This is a genomic window from Cellulophaga baltica (genome assembly GCF_018861125.1).
Classification (GTDB): Bacteria; Bacteroidota; Bacteroidia; order Flavobacteriales; family Flavobacteriaceae; genus Cellulophaga; species Cellulophaga baltica_A.
This window is the reverse complement of the sequence record NZ_JAHKQN010000024.1, coordinates 82,522-101,426: the sequence shown is the minus strand read 5'-3', so window position 1 is coordinate 101,426 and position 18,905 is coordinate 82,522. Positions and strand designations below refer to the sequence as shown.

At 30.9% G+C, this 18,905-nt stretch carries 14 protein-coding genes; 5 read left to right on the top strand and 9 right to left on the bottom strand.

Annotated features, from left to right (window positions below; translation table 11 throughout):
* The first annotated feature begins 12 nt into the window (after positions 1-12).
* From KO500_RS12810 to KO500_RS12795, 4 genes are all read left to right on the top strand, one after another.
* A complete protein-coding gene (locus tag KO500_RS12810) occupies positions 13-3,078 on the top strand; it encodes a SusC/RagA family TonB-linked outer membrane protein (RefSeq protein ID WP_215956947.1) in 3,066 nt (1,021 codons plus the stop codon).
* Between the two features lie 19 nt (positions 3,079-3,097).
* Positions 3,098-4,684 (top strand): RagB/SusD family nutrient uptake outer membrane protein, encoded by a 1,587-nt coding sequence (locus KO500_RS12805; protein ID WP_215956946.1) that lies wholly within the window; start codon positions 3,098-3,100, stop codon positions 4,682-4,684.
* Between the two features lie 82 nt (positions 4,685-4,766).
* Positions 4,767-6,560: an alkaline phosphatase gene (locus KO500_RS12800; protein WP_215956945.1), complete on the top strand. Its 1,794-nt coding sequence runs from the start codon at positions 4,767-4,769 to the stop codon at positions 6,558-6,560.
* A 10-nt stretch (positions 6,561-6,570) separates the two neighbouring features.
* On the top strand, positions 6,571-8,061 hold the full coding sequence (locus KO500_RS12795; RefSeq protein WP_215956944.1) for a calcineurin-like phosphoesterase C-terminal domain-containing protein: 1,491 nt from the start codon (positions 6,571-6,573) through the stop codon (positions 8,059-8,061).
* Positions 8,062-8,124: 63 nt separating this feature from the next.
* Here KO500_RS12795 and KO500_RS12790 read toward each other — a convergent pair whose 3' ends face one another.
* From KO500_RS12790 to KO500_RS12775, 4 genes are all read right to left on the bottom strand, one after another.
* Positions 8,125-8,535, bottom strand: a complete 411-nt coding sequence (locus tag KO500_RS12790; RefSeq protein ID WP_215956943.1) for a GNAT family N-acetyltransferase — start codon at positions 8,533-8,535, stop codon at positions 8,125-8,127.
* A 166-nt stretch (positions 8,536-8,701) separates the two neighbouring features.
* On the bottom strand, positions 8,702-10,009 hold the full coding sequence (locus KO500_RS12785; protein WP_215956942.1) for a cryptochrome/photolyase family protein: 1,308 nt from the start codon (positions 10,007-10,009) through the stop codon (positions 8,702-8,704).
* Positions 10,009-10,701, bottom strand: a complete 693-nt coding sequence (locus tag KO500_RS12780) for an SDR family NAD(P)-dependent oxidoreductase (RefSeq protein ID WP_215956941.1) — start codon at positions 10,699-10,701, stop codon at positions 10,009-10,011. The genes KO500_RS12785 and KO500_RS12780 overlap by 1 nt, the downstream gene beginning before the upstream one ends.
* Positions 10,702-10,704: 3 nt before the next feature.
* The gene (locus tag KO500_RS12775; protein WP_215956940.1) at positions 10,705-11,202 is read right to left on the bottom strand and encodes an SRPBCC family protein; all 498 of its coding nucleotides are present in this window, start codon (positions 11,200-11,202) and stop codon (positions 10,705-10,707) included.
* Between the two features lie 189 nt (positions 11,203-11,391).
* Here KO500_RS12775 and KO500_RS12770 point away from each other — a divergent pair, with 189 nt between their 5' ends.
* Entirely contained in the window at positions 11,392-12,237 is an 846-nt protein-coding gene (locus KO500_RS12770; RefSeq protein ID WP_215956939.1) for a DUF2911 domain-containing protein, read from the top strand.
* Between the two features lie 55 nt (positions 12,238-12,292).
* Here KO500_RS12770 and KO500_RS12765 read toward each other — a convergent pair whose 3' ends face one another.
* The 5 genes from KO500_RS12765 to KO500_RS12745 form a co-directional block, all read right to left on the bottom strand.
* A complete protein-coding gene (locus tag KO500_RS12765; protein ID WP_215956938.1) occupies positions 12,293-14,032 on the bottom strand; it encodes a sodium:solute symporter in 1,740 nt (579 codons plus the stop codon).
* A 105-nt stretch (positions 14,033-14,137) separates the two neighbouring features.
* Positions 14,138-16,660: a PIG-L family deacetylase gene (locus KO500_RS12760; protein WP_215956937.1), complete on the bottom strand. Its 2,523-nt coding sequence runs from the start codon at positions 16,658-16,660 to the stop codon at positions 14,138-14,140.
* Positions 16,661-16,778: 118 nt separating this feature from the next.
* The gene (locus KO500_RS12755) at positions 16,779-17,321 is read right to left on the bottom strand and encodes a mechanosensitive ion channel domain-containing protein (RefSeq protein WP_215956936.1); all 543 of its coding nucleotides are present in this window, start codon (positions 17,319-17,321) and stop codon (positions 16,779-16,781) included.
* 4 nt (positions 17,322-17,325) lie between these two features.
* Complete coding sequence (locus tag KO500_RS12750; RefSeq protein ID WP_215956935.1) at positions 17,326-18,279, bottom strand: septum formation inhibitor Maf; 954 nt, start codon at positions 18,277-18,279, stop codon at positions 17,326-17,328.
* A gap of 38 nt (positions 18,280-18,317) precedes the next feature.
* Positions 18,318-18,905, bottom strand: coding sequence for a Maf family nucleotide pyrophosphatase (locus tag KO500_RS12745; RefSeq protein ID WP_215956934.1), 588 nt, complete (start codon positions 18,903-18,905; stop codon positions 18,318-18,320).

Sequence of the window (18,905 nt, the reverse complement as noted above, 5' to 3'; positions counted from 1 at the left end):
AAAACAATTTCAATGAAAAAAATTATTTTAACTGCACTACTATTACTTGGAGTGGTAACTTATTCGTTAGCACAAGTAACAGTAACAGGAAATGTAACCTCTAATGTGGATAAAATGCCAGTTCCAGGTGTTTCTATAGTAGAAAAAGGAGAAGCGACAAATGGTGTTGCTACAGATTTTGATGGAAATTTCACTATTAATTTAAAAAATGAAAGTGGTGTTTTAATTTTTTCTTCTATTGGTCATGGATTAAAAGAAGTTGCTTATACAGGAAATCAAACTTTAAATGTTGTTTTAGATGAAGAAACAAGTGCATTAGAAGAAGTTGTATTAATTGGATACGGTTCTTCAAAAAAAGGAGATATTGTTTCGGCAATTTCAGAAGTAAGTGGCATTGAAGAAATAGCAACAAGACCGGTATCTAACTTCTCAGATTTTTTACAAGGTAATGTTGCAGGTGTAACAGTATTACAACAAGGAGGAGATCCAAGCGCTAGTGCAAGTATCGTAATTAGAGGTGTAGGATCTATAAGTGATGAATCTGCTTTAACAATTGTTGATGGAGTTCCGTATTACGGACCAGCAATTAACCCTAATGATATTGCATCGGTATCAATTTTAAAAGATGCGGCAGCGGCAGCAATTTACGGTGCTCAAGCAGCATCAGGTGTTATTGTAATAAGTACTAAAAAAGGATTAAAAGGAAAACCAAAAGTAAGTTTAGATTTTTATGGTGGTTTACAAACAGCAACAAATTTACCGTCAGCATTAAATGCTGTTCAGCAAGCTGATACCTATAATTTAGCAGCTGATAATGGTGGTTCTCAACGTTTGTCGGCACATGATACTACTTTAAATCCTTGGGGTCAAATAACACATACAGATTGGATTGACGAAATTTTTAGAACTGCAACGGTTTATAATGCAAATGCAAATATAAGTGGAGGTGGAGAGCACTCTAATTATATGACATCATTTGGTTATAATAAAAAAGAAGGTGTGTTAATTGGCACACAATCAGAGAGATATTCTTTCAGGTTAAAATCGGATTATACAATTTCTGATAAAGTTACTATAGGAGAAAATTTTTATTATTCAAGATCAGAAGCCGTAGGAGCAACAACTTCTAGTTCATATTCTGGAGCAATAATAAATGCTATATATATGCCATCAGCCGCTCCTGTTTATGATGAAAATGGAGACTATCATGGTACTGTTCCTGATGATTTATCCGAATTTGCTGGTGCTTATGGAGATGTTTACAATCCTGTTGCACTGTTGTTAAGACCTACAACTAGTAATCCTATTAATCATATAAATGCTAATGTATATTTTAAATATGATATTATTGATGGCTTAAGCTTTAAATCTAATTATACCTATAGTTATAATGGTATTAAGTATAAAAAGTTTAGTCCTATGATTACCGAAATTGGAAAATCTAATTTAGAAAACTATTTATACCAGTATTATTCAGATGAAAATAGATGGATTTGGGATAACCAATTAAATTATCAAAAATCATTCGGCAAGCATAATCTAGACTTAACAGCAGTTCATTCTGCACAAAAAATGAACTATGAGTATTTTTATACTCAAGGTAGTGGCTTTAGTAGTGAAGAGGCATATAATCAATATATTGAAAATGCAAGTTCAATAGATGATTATACAAGTGATGCTTATGAAGACGCATTAACTTCAGCAGTTGGAAGATTAATGTACAATTATGATAGTAAATATTACACATCATTAAGTATTCGTAGAGATGAAAGTTCTCGTTTAGCTACAGAAAACCAAGCAGATTATTTTCCTTCAGCATCATTGGGTTGGAAAATTAGTAATGAAGATTTTTTCAATTCAAATGTTATTAACCAATTAAAATTTAGAGCTTCTTGGGGGCAAATAGGTAATATTAACTCTGTAGGTTATTATTCTTTTGATGTACCGCTAAATAGTTCAACTGTTATTGTAGGTGAAGATGGTGAATTAGATGCTAATGCAACATATATAGGGCAACAATCAAACCCTAACCTTAAATGGGAAACATCTGAATCTTTAGATTTTGGATTAGATGCAAGTTTGTTAAATAATAGACTTTCTGCAACTGTTGATTATTTTGAAAAGCGTACTAAAGACATGATTTTAGGTGGTCTAGAAGATCTTCACCAAGGTACAGATGCAGCTGATGTAAATGGGGGAGAAGTTAAAAACTATGGTTTAGAACTTTCTTTAGCTTATACCGATAAAATTGGTGAAGTTGGTTTTTCTGCAAGAGCTAACGCAAGTTTCTTAGATAATGAATTAGTAAACTTAGATGGGTACAATGAAACTGGTATAGATTATATTGATCATAGCGATAATGTTAGAAGTACACTTTACCCATACCGTTCTACCCCAGGAGAAGAGTTATACTCTTACTACCTAGTACCTTATTTAGGAATATTTAATAGTGAGGAAGAAGTAAACGCTTATACTAAAGATGGAGAGTTAATTCAGCCTAATGCAGTAGCTGGAGATTTAAAATTTGAAGATACTAATGATGATGGCCAAATAGATAGTAATGATAAAGTTTATATGGGGTCATACCAACCAAGTTTCACGTACAGTTTTAACTTAAATCTTGATTATAAAGGTTTTGATTTAGGGATGATGTTTCAAGGTGTTTCTGGTTCTAAAGCCTTTAATGGTTATAAGTACATAGCTTATAATGCATCATCACAAGGGTACAATTTAGATGCTAGAGTTTTAGATGCGTGGAGTGAGACTAATACAGATTCAAATATTCCAATTATTTCTACAAGTGATAACAACCAAAATTTTGGTACAGCATCAAGCTGGTATTTAGAAGATTCGTCTTATTTAAGGTTAAAAAACTTAAATATAGGATACACTTTTTCAGAAGCTATAATGAATAATATAGGTGCTGGCAGTTCTTTAAGAATTTATGTGTCAGCAGAAAATGTATTTACAATAACAGATTACTCTGGAATGGATCCTGAAGTAGGAGGAATAGGTTTAGATATTGGAAAATATCCGGTTTCAAGAACTATATCAGGTGGTTTATCATTATCATTTTAATCAAAAAACATAAAAAATCATGAAAAAAAGTATTAAAAATATAACTATCATGTTGCTGATCACAAATATGTTAGGTGTTGTATCATGTTCAGATGATTTTACAAACTTAGAACCAATAGGGAGTAGTTCATCGGAAAATTTTTGGCAAACAGAGCAAGATGCTACTGAAGCTGTTAATAGTATGTATTACTATATGAAAGATGAAGATATGTTTAGCCGAGGCTTTATGTGGTATATTAACGCATCTGATGATATGATTACTGGTCGTGTTAACGCATCTGCTGATAATATTGCAAATTTCAATACAACAGGTACAGAGAGTTACACTTATTGGATGTACCCTCAATGTTACAAAGTAATTCGTAGAGCTAATGATGTTTTAGCTAATGTACCTGATATGGATCTTGATGATGATATAAAAGATAGGCTTTTAGGAGAAGCTTATTTTATGAGAGGCTTTCACTATTTCTGGTTAGCACATACCTATGGTGATGATGGAGATAATGGTGGTGTTCCAATAGTAACTGTTGATAATATGAATGATGAGGCTGGTTCTTATACAAGACCAACTAGTGTAACGGAAAATTATCAACAGATTATTGAAGATTTAGAATTAGCAGTAGAATTATTACCGGTTTTCACTTCATATAGTTCTGATAATTATGGTAGAGCTCATAAAGATGCAGCACTAGCATATATTGCTAAAACAAATTTATACTGGGCTCAGTATGATGATAGTAAGTGGGAAGAAGTAGTAACCTATTGTGATGCCGTAACAAATTCTGGTTCGGGTAGAGCTTTAATAGATACTGATAACCCAACTGAAGATTATAGAATTCTACATAGCTATTTGAGCAATTGGGATACAGAATATATTTGGTCTGTAGATTCTGGTACTGATGATGGTAGTAAATTACCAGGTGTAATGCTAGAGAATACAGGTTGGGGTTTGTATAACGGTTGGGGATATTTTCAACCAACTGAAAGTTTGTATGATGCTTTTGAAGATGGAGATGCTCGTAGAGAGGTTACTATTCTAAAATTCGGAGATGAGTTTGAGTTTTTTGGAGAAACAAGAAGTTATCAGTCTGAAAATTCATTGTCAGGGTTTCAATTTAATAAATACATGTACGAGTATGGTTTTGAAGATCCTACAGGAACATATATAAATGCAAACGGAGATAATCCTGGTACCATTTACAATGTTCCAATTATGCGATATTCAGAAATATTATTAATGAAAGCTGAAGCATTAATTATGCAAGGTTTAAGTGGCGATGATCCTTTAAATTTAGTTAGAGACCGTGCAGGCTTAGATGCTATTACAGGAGCTACATTAGAAGATTTAAAAAATGAAAGAAGAGTTGAGTTTGCAGGTGAGTTTGCTAACAGACATTTTGATCTTGTACGATGGGGAGATGCTGCAACAACGTATAGCGAACCTTCTTATGGCAGAATTCATTCAGATAAATCTGATCCTACTTCGTCATATACACTAGAAATAGTTAGAGAGTCAAGAAATTTTGATGCGAGTTATATGCATGTATGGCCTATACCTGTTGAAGTTGTTGAATCTTCAGGAATATCACAGAATAAAAATTGGTAACAACCCCCGTTTACCGTTTTTATATTTTAATTATCAAAGGTGCTAATACTTTGTTAGCACCTTTATTTAAAATTTATATTATATGTTTTTATTAAAAAAAACGTTTTTTACACTTATATTTTTTCTTCATTTATTTTACAGCTTTAGCCAAAATAAAAAAGTTTTAATTCATTCTCATAATGATTATTTGCAAGATGTCCCTTTTTGGACTGCCTATGCTAATGGTTTAAATAGTATTGAAGCCGATATTTTTTTAGTAAATGATACTTTGAAAATAGCACATACAAAAGAAGAGATAACAGCTAATAATAATTTAGAGGTTTTATACCTCAATCCTTTAAAAGATGCTTTAAAAAATAATATAGGTTCAATAGATCAACTACAGTTATTGTTAGATGTTAAATCGGAACCGATATCTACATTAAATAAAATTATATCAGTTGTAGAGAAATATCCTATTATTACCCATAACAAAAATATTAAAATAGTTATTTCAGGTAGAAGACCAGAAAGTAATAGTTATAAAAACTATCCAGATTATATTTGGTTTGACCACCAAGATCTTGATACTAAATTATCGCCTGAAAATTGGAAAAAAGTGGCTATGGTTAGTACTAGTTTTAATGACTTTTCAGTTTGGGGTGGAAAGGGCAGGTTAACACATGATGATTATAAACGTGTAGATTCTATTATTAAAATTGGCAAAAAATTTAAAAAACCTTTTCGTTTTTGGGGCACACCAGATTCTAAAACAGCTTGGAGAACTTTTATAGATTTAGGAGTAGATGTTATTAATACAGATCAGCCTAATAAATGCAGTTCTTATATTGGTAAATTAGCTAAGAATAGAAAAACAATACAAAATAAATCGGAAATCTATAAACCAAATTTTTCTATAGATCAAAGAAGAAAAAAAATAGAAAATATTATTCTTTTAATAGGTGACGGTAATGGTTTATCTCAAATTTCAGCAGCTACACTAGCTAATAATGGTGAATTAACGCTTACCCAATTAAAGAGTATTGGTTTTATAAAAACTCAAGCGGCAGATGATTTCACTACAGATTCTGCTGCTGCAGGCACTGCAATTGCAACAGGAATAAAAACAAATAACAGAGCAATAGGAACAGATGTTAACGGAAAGGCAATTAAAAATATAGCCGAAGTATTATTTGACAAAGGCTATAAAACAGGAGTCATTACTACAGATGAAATAACCGGAGCAACACCTGCAGCTTTTTATGCACACCAAACAGATAGATCAATGGTTGATGAAATAGCAAATGATCTAACTAAAAGTAAGCTTCATTTTTTTGCAGGAGGTGGCGCGTCAATATTTGAAGAAAGCAGTCTTTTAAATAAATTTAAGTTATTGCCTTTAAATGAAGTAAAATCAACAACTTCAAGTAGAGTAGGGGTTTTCTTTTCAGAACATGAGGTACCTTCAATTATAGATGGACGTAAAAATCTTTTATCAGAAGCAACAGTAGCAGGAATTAATTTTTTAAGCAAAGATAAAAAGCCATTTTTTTTAATGGTTGAGGGAGCACAAATAGATTCCTTTGGTCATCATAATAATACAGAAGGAATAGTAACGGAAACTATAGATTTTGATACTGCAATCACCGAAGCTATAAAGTTTGCTGATTATAATAAAGAAACTTTAGTAATTATTACTGCAGATCACGAGACATCAGGTTTTAGTGTTTCTAGTGGTGATATAGATACGCATACTATTGAGGGCGATTTTATAACCTATGATCATACGGCTACAATGGTTCCTGTATTTGCTTACGGACCATATTCTCAGGAATTTCAAGGAGTTTATGAAAATAATGAGTTGTTTTCAAAAATTTTAAAAGTAGTAAACAAATAAATTCAAATAAATGAAAAAAGCATTTGTAATAACCTTGCTTTTATTTGTCCAAATTTCATTTGGTCAAAAAGTAACTGGTACTGTCTTTTTAGATAAAAATAAAAATGGTCTTTTTGATATTGAGGAAAAGGTCTTGCCTAATATCTTAATAAGCAATGGTAAAGATATTGTTCTCACAAATAGTAAAGGTTACTATGCAATAAAGGCAATACCAGGAAATTTGATTTTTCTACTAAAACCGTCTGGGTATATTTCTAAATTGAATGAATTTAATATTGTTCAGTCTTATTATAATTTTGAAAAAGAAAATTTAAAGAAACATGATTTTGCCTTGTATGAACATAAAGAAAATAATAAAGCAAAAGTTGCTCTTTTAGGAGATGTACAAGTTGATATAGTTGATGATGTACACCATGTAGGTAAACTAGTAACAGAAGAATTGGTAGATAATAAGCCTGATTTTATAATGCCATTGGGCGATTTGTCTTTTGATAACCTTGAAATTTTTGATCCCTTATCTGAAGTTTTGGGTTTAATTGGAGCTCCAGTTTTTTATGTTATTGGTAATCATGATTTAAATTTTGATGCATTACTATTTAATGATAGAGATGTAACTTTTGAATCAAAGTTTGGTCCTTCATATTATGCATTTGAATATGGCGAAAATTTATTTTTGGTACTAAATAATATTACTCCTTTACCAGAAGGAAAATATAACGCACAAATAGATGCAAATCAATTAGAATTTATTAAAAATTTAGTGAACTTAAAAAAGGATACTTATAAGGCAATTAACCTTGCAATGCATATTCCTTTCAATGAAATTCCAAATAAAGATGAATTAATAGAGTTGTTACATCCTTTTGATGATATTTTTATTTCTGTTGGGCATACACATACTCAATTTCATAATTATTATAAAAGAACAGCAGAGAAAAGTGATATTCACGAGTTAGTTTGTGGCGCTGTATGTGGTTCTTGGTGGCAAGGTTCTCATGACATAAGGGGAGTACCATTTGCTATGATGGATGATGGCACACCCAAAGGATATTGGTTTATGGAAGTTGAAGGAGCAAACCGAAAGTTTAATTATAAAGTATCTGGAGCTCCTGCTAGTAAACAAATAAATTTATGGGTACCTGAAGTTAATGAATGGGATACATCATTAAACGAATTAAATGAACCATACGTGTATGCAAATGTGTTTGCTGCAGACAAAAACACAAAGGTTGAAATTTGTTTTGAGAATAATAATTGGTTTGCTATGAATAAGTTTGAAGGTGTAGCTCCAGAACTTAAACGTTTTTATAAATTACAAGAATTAGGACGGTATAAAGGGCAGAATATAAGTAATATACCAAAGCCAACGGAAGTTAGCCATCACCTATGGCGTATTCAAATTCCTGATGGTTTAAAAAAAGGTGCTCATATTATAAAAGTAAGGGCTACCAACGATAAATTATTTTTACGAGCAAAAGCAAATAGCGTGTTGTGGAAATAATTATTTAGATGTTTTTTTTAGTTTTACCCAAACCACTATATAATATATGTTATAGTGGTTTTTTTATGATAAATCCATTTCAAGTACTATAAAATCAATCCCAGATTTAGTGTATGTTTTATTGGTTTCATACATTCCAAATTTTTTGTAATAACCAGCTTTATTTAATCTTGCGTTACACCATAGTTTTTCACAACCCTTATTTTTAGCATATTTAATAATATGCTTTAAAAGATATGTTCCGTAGCCTTGCTTTTGTTCCGATTCTAAAGTAGCAAGTTTTCTGAATTGAGCCACATTGTTTTCTATAAATACAGAAACTATAGATACAATTTTTTCATTTTTTACTACAGCGAAATGTGTTCCCTGATTATCTTTTGGTAGCTTAATATAGTCAAAAGGTAAATCAGGATACATAACTGTATGCCGAATTGGATATATTTTTTCGGCAGTAGTAGTTATAATCTCAATCATATTAAATCAAATTATTAGGTCTTAGTTTACAAAATATTGGCTGTTACAAACAATCGTGTTTTGTTAACTTCTTTAAGCAGCTAAAATAACAATATCTACTATGTAAGGTTATTGTCTAAATAATGATTTACTCCTTTTTATTTTTTATAGATTTTTATAATAGTACTTAATCTAATGCTTGTTTATACGTTTTTAAACAACGTTCTCGAGCCATTTTGTGGTCTACCATTTTATTTGGATAAGTTAGCTCTTGAAGCTCTGGCACCCATTTGTTAATGTATTTTTTTTCGTTATCAAATTTATCAACTTGAGTTATTGGATTAAATATTCTAAAATAAGGAGCAGCATCTACACCTGTTCCGGCAGCCCATTGCCAGTTTCCAATATTTGAACTTAATTCATAATCTAAAAGTTTCTCGGCAAAGTAGGCTTCTCCCCAACGCCAATCAATCAATAAGTGTTTACACAAAAAACTGGCAACCAACATACGTACACGGTTGTGCATATATCCAGTATTGTTTAACTCACGCATTCCTGCATCAACTAATGCATAACCTGTCTCACCTTTTTTCCATTTTTCAAATTCTTCTTCATTATTTCGCCATACAATTCTATCGTATTTGGGTCTGAATGCATTGTGAATTGTTTCAGGAAAATGCCATAATATCTGCATAAAAAATTCTCTCCAGATTAATTCATTCCAAAAGGTTTCGTTTTTTTCTGCAATGGCTTTTTTGATCATTTTTCGAACTGAAACAGTTCCAAAACGTAAGTGTGGTCCCAATTTAGAGGTGCCATTTTCTATACCAGGAAAATTTCGAGTATCCTCGTAGTTTGATATCAACGAAGCTTTTATGTTGTATGATTCAACTTTAATTTCAGAAGAACTAAACCCTATATCTTTCAAAGTGAGCTTAGGAAAATTTGAATTTTTTAAAAATGTATCAGATTTCAGATTAGATTGTTGCTCTTTTAAATCTTTTTCGACATTAAAAGTAGATTTCCATTTGTTTTTGAAAGGTGTGTAAACTACATAAGGGGTACCGTCAGATTTTACAACTTCATCCTTTTCAAAAATCACTTGATCTTTATACGTATTTAATTTGATATCATTCTTTGACAACAAATCAGAAATCTCAGTGTCTCTTTTTAAAGCATAAGGTTCATAATCATGATTTACAAAAACCTCTTCAATATCATATTCTTTTAATAATTTCTCAAATACTTTTTTAGGAGTACTGTGGTACATAGCAATAGCACTTTCAACCTCTGTATTTATTTGATCATTTAAAGCTTGTAATGTGTTATAAATAAAGTTTACTCTTGCATCATTTTTAGGTAGGCTTTTTAAAATCTCTTCGTCAAATATAAAAATTGGTAATACAGGTAATCCACTTGCTAAGGCATGAGCAAGCCCAGTGTTGTCATCAAATCTTAAATCTCTGCGGAACCAAAAAACAGCTACTTTTTGCATTAATTTACGTTTAAAGTTGATAAGCCACCATCAATATTAATAATTTGTCCTGTCATCCAAGCACTTTTTTCTTTAATTAAAAATGTAGCCATATTTGCTATATCAACAACATGACCAACTCTATTTAATGGGTGTCTACTAGCCATTAAATCTATTTTCTTATCGTTATTTAATAGTCTTTTTGCAAGTGGCGTGTTTGTAATTGATGGAGCAATAACATTACATCTAATTTTTGGTGCGTACTCAGCCGCTATGGATTTTGCAAAACCTTCAATCGCACCTTTAGATGCGGCAATACTTGTATGAAAAGGCATTCCTTTATTAACAGCAACAGAACTGAAAAATACCATACTAGAATTTTCAACCATTTTATCAATGATTAAATGCATAACTTTTACTAAACTAAAAAAGTTGACTTCCATATCTTTTTGAAAAGCTTCAATAGGTAGCATTTTAAAAGGTTTTAAATTAATGCTTCCAGGACAAAAAACAAAACCATGTAATTCGTCAGGAAGTTGGCTTGTATCTAAAGTATCTGAAACGGCATCAAATGAGATGTGCGTAACATTAAGATCAGATAACTCATCATTAGTTCTTGAAGCAACGTAAATTGTATAATCTTTTTCTAGTTCTTTAATTATAGCTAGTCCAATTCCATAAGAGCCACCAATTAGAAGTATGTTTTTTTTCATATTTTAGATTGATTTTAAAGCGAAAAACTTTTTTTCGTTGGGAACATCCCCAAACAATTCAATGAGTTTTTCTTCTCTATAGTTAAATATTTTAGTTAGTTGTTTTTTTATAAAGAGGTACTGAGCTAATTGACCAAAAATTCCGAAAGGGATTTTGTAATCTATTATGTCTTCCATTTCAATACCGTTTTCTGCTTTTTTGATAAAGTGTTTGTGATGCCATAACGAATATGGTCCAAATCGTTGCTCGTCAACAAAATAAGTTCCTTCATTTACATGTGTTATTTCTGTTACCCATCTAGTATTTACACCAGGTAGTGGTGCGACTGTGTATTGTATTATTTGACCTGCAAACATTTTTTTATCTGCACCAGCTAATACCTTAAACCCCATACTTTCAGGTGTAATAACTTTTAAGTTTGCAGGATTAGATAGAAAGTCCCAAGCCTCTTTTTGACTTATAGGGAGTGTTTGTTTTGCATGTAAACGGTATAACTTCATGAAATACTTTTTTAAACTAAAACTTAAATTACGATAAAAATACAAATTTTGTTTAATTAATTCCCAAGTAAGTTAAACAAAATAGTATTTGTGATATTTTGTATTATTAACCATAAGTTTATTTATAATTTATATCATTTGCATATGGCTTTATTAGTAGATTTGTTTATAAATATTAAACAATCAATTATGAAAAAAGCAGTTATTTTATTTGTTACTTTTTGTACAACTTTAGCGGTTAATGCACAAATTGAAACACCACAACCAAGCCCGGTAGCCAAAACAACTCAAGTAGTTGGTCTAACCGATGTTACTTTAGAATATTCAAGACCTGCTAAGCGCGGTAGAACAATTTTCGGAGATTTAATTACCTATGGCAAATTATGGCGAACTGGTGCAAATAAAAATTCAATTGTAACTTTTAGTGATGATGTTACTGTTGGTACAAAAGAATTAAAAGCAGGATCCTATGCAATATTTACGACTCCAGGAGAAAGTGTTTGGGAAATAAATTTTTACACTGATACTGAAAATTGGGGGACACCAAAAAGTTGGGATGCTAGTAAAGTAGCTGCGGTTGTAAAAGTGAATCCAACAAAGATTACTGAGTCAGTAGAATCTTTAACACTTGCTGTAAATGACTTAAATGATAATGGTGCCAACCTAGATATTATTTGGGCTAATACTAAAGTTTCAATCCCATTTACCGTTCCTACAGAAAAAACTGTTATGAAAGCTATTGATAATGTTATGGCAGGACCAAGCTCAAATGATTATTATGCTGCGGCTGTTTATTATTTAAATTCTGATAAAGATATCAATAAGGCTAAAGAATGGATTGACAAAGCCATTGAATTGGCCGAAAAACCAGCTTATTACCAATACAGAAGACAATCACTTATTTATGCAAAAGCTGGAGATAAAAAAGGAGCTATTAAAGCGGCTAAAATATCTTTAGAAGGAGCTAAAGAAGCAAATAATAACGATTATATTAGAATGAATACTGCATCATTAAAAGAATGGGGTGCAATGTAATTCTTATTACAAAGTATATTATAAAGCTCCATATTTTTAAAATATGGAGCTTTTTTTATGCTTCAACTTTTGGATTTTTTAGTAAGTTATCAAATAATTGTAAAAAGAATGAAATCGCTATAACTAATATACAGCCAATTAGGTTAAGTAATAAATATCCAAGTTTTTCTTGTCCTGCAGGGTATATGTAAATTAAGGTGTAGTAAATTACAAATATGAATATTTGGGTAATTATTGCGCCAATAAAAACGGCATTCCCTTTTATATATTTAAAAAAGAAAGCCAATAGAAAAATACCTAAAACATTTCCGTAAAATATAGAACCAATAATATTTACTAATTGAATTAAATTGTCAAATAAATGTGTTACACAAGCAATTAATATGGCTATAATTCCCCAAATTAAAGTAAACCATTTTGATGCATTTACATAGTATTCTTGTGGTTTTTTATTTGTTTTTTCGGTATGTCTTTTAAAAATATCTAAAGCTGTAATAGTTCCTAATGCGTTAAGTTCTGAAGCTGTTGATGACATTGCCGCAGATAAAATTACGGCCAGTAGTAGACCAATTAATCCCTTTGGTAAATAGTTTAATATAAAATGTATAAAAACATAGTCTTTATCATTTGTTTCAACAGTGCTATCAGCTTGTTTAATGATTGTTTTAGCTAATTCTCTGTTTTGTTTTTCTTTATTGTTTACAGCTATAATATTCTTTTTAGCTTCAATAGTTGCATCATATTCTTTAATATCTAATGCTGTAGAAAATTTATCTTGTGCTATTTTCTTTTCAATAATCAAAGCATCATGGTAATTTTCTAATTGTTTATAATCTTTTGAATATTTTGAATTATGTACTGCTGCAGTTGCTGCAGGATTAAAATTTAAAGGAGAAGTATTGTATTGATAAAAAACAAAAACAAGTACTCCTAAAAGTAGAATAAAAAATTGCATTGGTATTTTAAATATACCATTGAATATTAAACCTAATTGACTTTCTCTTACAGATTTACCAGATAAATAACGTTGCACTTGACTTTGATCAGTACCAAAATAGGCAAGAAATAGAAAAAGTCCACCGGTTATACCATTCCAAAATGTGTAACGTGTTGATGTGTCAAAACTGAAATCGAGAATGTCTAATTTACCACTGGCTCCCGCTACTTTCAATGCCTTACTAAACGTTATATCTTCAGGTAAATAACCTAATATGAAAAAGAAAGTGATAAACATACCCAGCATAATAATAAACATCTGCTGTTTTTGGGTAACACTTACTGCTTTTGTACCACCAGAAACTGTATAAATTGTTACAATTGTTCCAATGATAATATTTAAGGTTAGTAAGTGCCAACCAAGTACTGCTGAAAGTATTATTGAAGGAGCATAAATTGTAATTCCGGCAGCTAAGCCTCGTTGAATTAAAAATAGAATTGCAGCTAATGTTCTTGTTTTAACATCAAATCTATTTTCTAAAAATTCATAGGCTGTATATACTTTTAATTTATGGTACAATGGCACAAATACAATGCAAATTATAATCATTGCAATTGGTAGTCCAAAATAAAACTGAACAAAACCCATACCGTCATGAAAAGCTTGGCCTGGAGTTGATAGAAATGTAATGGCGCTAGCCTGTGTTGCCATTACCGATAGACCAATGGTGGTCCAATTAGCTTCATTACCTCCTAAGACATAATCTTTTACATTTTTACTTCCTTTAGTTTTCCAAACTCCGTAACCTACAATAAATGCTAATGTACCAACCAAGATACTCCAATCAAGTGCTTCCATATTATCTGTTCCCCGTCATTATAAAGTAAAAAATAATAACATAAATAATATTTAAAAGTAGTACCAAAGAGTACTCTTTTTTCCAATTAAATTTCTCTTGCATTGTTATTTTTTAATTGTCTCTTCATTTTCAATTGTATCTTTTCCTACAGAAAGCATATTTGCAAATAGCTTGTAAGCACCAGTAATACCTGCTGGTAATTCTCTAAAAAAGCTTAAACCAGAATAAATGTAATAACCTTTTCCTGACTTAGCGATTAACAAACTTCCTTTTTTTTCTGTTTCATCTTCATCATGCATTCCTAAAATAGGGGTGAACTCATTAGACCATTCACTTGGGAAATACAAACCACGTTCTTGTACCCAACCATCAAAATCTCTAGCAGTAATTTTATTAGGGTAGTTTAATAATGAGCTATTCTTTTTAAGAATTTTCACTTCTGCATTTTCATCAGTAACTCTATCTCTTGATAATTTTAAGCTATAAGGAGCAATGTTTTCAAACTGACTGTTCCATCTACCTGCGGTATTGTATTGCACAATTAACGTACCACCATCTTCAACATACTCTAAAAGATTTTTTTGTTTGAATTTTAGTTCTGGTAACACGTTATAGGCACGAATTCCCATAACAATAGCATCATATTTATGTAAAGACGCTGTTGTAATTGTAGTAGGATCTATAATGTGAACCGTATATCCTATTTGTTTCAAACTTTCTGGTACTTTATCACCAGCACCAACAACATAGCCAATATTTTGACCTGCTTTTTTGATCGCTAAACGTACAACTTTCGTTTGTGAAGGCATTAAAACAGATTGTTGCGGAATATGATCATAGTCTATTACCGTAAGTTGCTTTGATATATCTTTTCCATCAATACTGATATTTGGATAAATAAATCCTTCATTTTCAATATTTGGTGGTGTTACAATAAATTCAATTGTTTGAGCATCACCTTTTTTTAATATATTGAAAGGTTTTGTTTCTGTTTCTATTTGCCAACCATCACTATGGTTTAAAGTAACATTACCTATAGAGTTATCTTTATGAGCTTTTACAACTACTGAAATTGTTTTTTTAGTTCCGTCAGTAAAAATTAAAACTTTATCAGCTATTGTAGCAGTAGCTTTTGGTAGCACTACAAAGGGTTGGTATAATTCACCCTTATCAGGTTTAGAGTATCTGTAAACAACTGGTTTAGTAATAGAAATGAGCTCACCATTAATATCTAGTTTAAAAATAGCATTAAAAGTAGTAGGAGTTTCTGGTTTACCTATTAAATTTTGATTATTAACCGTGTAAAGCCCGAGTGTGCTTTTTTCATTTAGCCAATATGGGTTTGAATAAGCTTGCTCTTCGTTAATTTTTAAGTCAATTTCAAAGTTTAGTTTTTTATTATTGATTAATTTTTCATTGTAAATATTAATGTCTCCTTCTGAAATTGCAATTGCATTTAAAGTTATTTGAGCATTACTTCTATTGATAGCTTCAATAGTTACTTTTAAAGTTTCTCCAGGGTATGAAGTAGCGGTTGCTGCAGTAGCTTCTAAGTACAGTCCAGTTACAGCTTCAATAATTGCTAATAGTTCTTCTGATTTTTCTTCTTTCCAGTCTAAATCAGTACTTTTTTGTAATAATTTATATGCTTCTATTAGCTTTGGTAAATGTATTGAAGGGTCTTGAAAATTAAAATTGTTTTCAATGTCATACAAAATTTCTCCAATTTCATCACCACCTTCAATCCTAGACCAACTTGTGTTTATGCCATCAAATATGTTTGATTCATCTTTTGGGAAATCACCTTTTAAAAATTCAATATATTCAGTTTCTGAACCGCGAGAAGTAAGTCTTCCAAATCCTTGACATAAATGTTGACTTCTTGCTAAATCAGCAATTTCATTGTTTGATAAACCTAAATTAGGGTAAAATACACCCGTGTCAACACTTAATAAGTTTGTTTTATCAAATTTTTCTTTATTACGATAAAACCAAGATGATGTATTATAAAATAATCTTTTTGGTTGCCATAATGTAGTTTTTGTTAATTGATCAGGGTAAGCATTGGGGTCATTAGTTAAATCAAAAGCTTCAAAACTTAACATAGCAGATGTTGTATGATGACCGTGGGTTGTACCGGGAGTTCTATGGTCAAACCTGTTAATAATTACATCGGGTTTAAAGGTTCTAATAACCCATACCACATCACTTAAAACAATATCTTTATCCCATATTTTTAAAGTCTCTTTTGGGTGTTTAGAAAAACCAAAATCTTTTGCACGTGAAAAAAACTGTTGTCCACCATCAACACGCCTAGCGGCTAATAATTCTTGTGTACGTAAAACACCTAAATATTCTGACAATTCTGTGCCAATTAAATTTTGACCACCATCTCCTCTTGTCAATGATAGGTAAGCTGTTTCAGCTTTTAAATTATTTGATAAATATGAAATAAACCGTGTGTTTTCATCATCAGGATGGGCGGCTACATATAGCGCTTTACCTAAAAAGTTGAGCTTTTGAATTGCCAAATAAATTTCAGAGGAACTATTTTTTTTTGGCGCTTGAGCATTACAAAAATTAGCTAATAATGCTACAGCAAAAAACAACCTTAAATTTAGGTTCATATTTTTTTGTTTAGATTGGTATTCAAATATAGATAGATAAAGAAAAGTTATGTGCTAGTTTAAATATTCTTTAACAAACCTAAATTTACATTTATTTATTGTTTTTAGTAAGTAATTACTAAATATTATCATTATAGGTTGTTACTAAGGCAATACCTTTTTGAAGTACTAAGTTGTTAGGGTAGGTTAGTATTTCACCATTTTTACGGCGTAAATGCAGGTGAAATGCTCTAATATCTTCAATAATATAAGTTTCTTCAGAATGGCCATCTGATCCATTAATTTCTTTATCAAAAATTCTAATGGTATTTCCAATCTTAAAAGGGTACGAGAAAAATATAATAACACCAGCAGTAATATTGCTTAAAATAGACCATTGAGCGAACAGAGCAACACCAATTACCGCAAATATAGAAGCTAATAGTGCGCCTAAATCTCTAAAGTTTACACTCCAAATTAAAGTCAAAACCCCTATAGCTATAATGGTAAGAGCAATAGTTATGTACTTAATTATTAGGTTTGTTCTAACTTTATTGAAGTCACCAATTTTACTAACTTTTTTAACAGCTTTAGTTAAAATGAATTTTAAAATTATTACGACTAATAAAGTAATTAGTGATCTTAATAACTCTTGATGGTGTTTTAAAAAAAAATCTGTCATATTGCTACAATCCTAAACTATCGCGCAAAAATAAGTCACTATTTGTATTTTGTTTCCAATATGGCGTTTTAATTGATTTATTTTTTTCTGCAGTTGTTGTCATTAATTCTGCTTTTGAGCCATGATGTCCACTTGGATAGGTTTCTCTCCAGCCTTCAATTGTATGAGGAAAAGCAGTTGTAAAATCAATAGCTAAAGTTCTTTCTAGCTCAGGATATTCAAGTGTGTACGTTTGAATAGTTTTATTTTTATTTTCTATTTTTATAGTTGCCTTGTATGCTTTTAGCTCTTTATGAGTTTGTCTTAAAAACTCTAAAGAAGGAATAATGCTTACATCACCAGTTGGTAAGTTGCTAGGGTCTATTCTTATTTTATTCCAAAGTTCATTCTCTAAGTGAGTTTTCTCAAGAGAAAACTTCTGATCGGCTTCACTCTCAAAATAAGAGTTGGATTGTATTTCAAATTTCTCCCTATTATTTAGTTGTGCAAAAATATGACCACACCATTCTTGAGCAGAAAAAGATAATTTTACTGAATGAGTATCATCATGAACAGGGTAAAAGCTACTCGTCATTAGTGAGTAAGGGTATATGCCTGTTATATAGTTTTTTACACTGTTTAATTTTAAAACAGGAATATTATCAGGGTTAACACCGTCTGCTTTTACCTGCTTGCCAGCCAAAAAAGGCTCGGTTACATAAATCAATACGGTGCTTCCTGGTCTAAATTGACCATAGCGAGCTTGTTTTAAATTGTAAGAAGTTATTTCTGCATTACCAGAATACCAATACTCTTTAAATTCAGAAGAAAGTTCTTTTTTCTCAGGTTTAGGTTCGTTTATTTCGCTTTTAGCAATTGATTTGTCTTCACTTTTGTCATTTGTTTTACAAGAAACAAAAATTGTAATGATTAATATTGAGGCAATAATTAACTGCTCAATTTTAGTAACTTTTTTCATAGGGCAACTTTTTTACTTTTAAAGATAAAGCAAATTAACTAGTCAGCCATACTCATTAACGTTTTGTAAACTATATGTGTAGGTAAACCAACTACATTTGCGTAAGAACCTTTAATTTCTTCAATACCAATAAGTCCTATCCATTCTTGAATACCGTAACTACCTGCTTTATCAAAAGGTTTGTAATTATTAATATAATGCCAAATTTCATCATCAGTAAGTGCTTTAAACTTCACCCAAGTTGTACTGTTTAATATTTCTTGTTTTTCTTTCGATGTAAAACAGACAGATGTAATCACTTCATGTGAATCGTTAGATATTTTTTTAAGCATACTATATGCTTCAGCAGCGTCTGAAGGCTTTGCTAAAGATTCATTTTTGTGCCATACAACTGTGTCAGAGGTAATAACAACAGCATTACTATCAATATTTTCTTTAAATTTCGAAGCTTTTAAAACTGCTAAATAATCAGATATTTCACTAGCTATTAAATGCTCTGGGTAAACTTCATCAACTGGTCTAACATCAATAGTAACAGGAATATCTAAATCTTCAAAAAATTGTTTTCTTCTAGGTGAACCCGAGGCTAGAATAATATTTAAATTCTTTAATTTATCTATCCACAT

Coding starts and splice junctions, on each gene's coding strand:
- KO500_RS12810 (WP_215956947.1), top strand. CDS start 13: ATGAAAAAAATTATTTTAACTGCACTACTATTACTTGGAGTGGTAACT.
- KO500_RS12805 (WP_215956946.1), top strand. CDS start 3,098: ATGAAAAAAAGTATTAAAAATATAACTATCATGTTGCTGATCACAAAT.
- KO500_RS12800 (WP_215956945.1), top strand. CDS start 4,767: ATGTTTTTATTAAAAAAAACGTTTTTTACACTTATATTTTTTCTTCAT.
- KO500_RS12795 (WP_215956944.1), top strand. CDS start 6,571: ATGAAAAAAGCATTTGTAATAACCTTGCTTTTATTTGTCCAAATTTCA.
- KO500_RS12790 (WP_215956943.1), bottom strand. CDS start 8,535: ATGATTGAGATTATAACTACTACTGCCGAAAAAATATATCCAATTCGG.
- KO500_RS12785 (WP_215956942.1), bottom strand. CDS start 10,009: ATGCAAAAAGTAGCTGTTTTTTGGTTCCGCAGAGATTTAAGATTTGAT.
- KO500_RS12780 (WP_215956941.1), bottom strand. CDS start 10,701: ATGAAAAAAAACATACTTCTAATTGGTGGCTCTTATGGAATTGGACTA.
- KO500_RS12775 (WP_215956940.1), bottom strand. CDS start 11,202: ATGAAGTTATACCGTTTACATGCAAAACAAACACTCCCTATAAGTCAA.
- KO500_RS12770 (WP_215956939.1), top strand. CDS start 11,392: ATGAAAAAAGCAGTTATTTTATTTGTTACTTTTTGTACAACTTTAGCG.
- KO500_RS12765 (WP_215956938.1), bottom strand. CDS start 14,032: ATGGAAGCACTTGATTGGAGTATCTTGGTTGGTACATTAGCATTTATT.
- KO500_RS12760 (WP_215956937.1), bottom strand. CDS start 16,660: ATGAACCTAAATTTAAGGTTGTTTTTTGCTGTAGCATTATTAGCTAAT.
- KO500_RS12755 (WP_215956936.1), bottom strand. CDS start 17,321: ATGACAGATTTTTTTTTAAAACACCATCAAGAGTTATTAAGATCACTA.
- KO500_RS12750 (WP_215956935.1), bottom strand. CDS start 18,279: ATGAAAAAAGTTACTAAAATTGAGCAGTTAATTATTGCCTCAATATTA.
- KO500_RS12745 (WP_215956934.1), bottom strand. CDS start 18,905: ATGTGGATAGATAAATTAAAGAATTTAAATATTATTCTAGCCTCGGGT.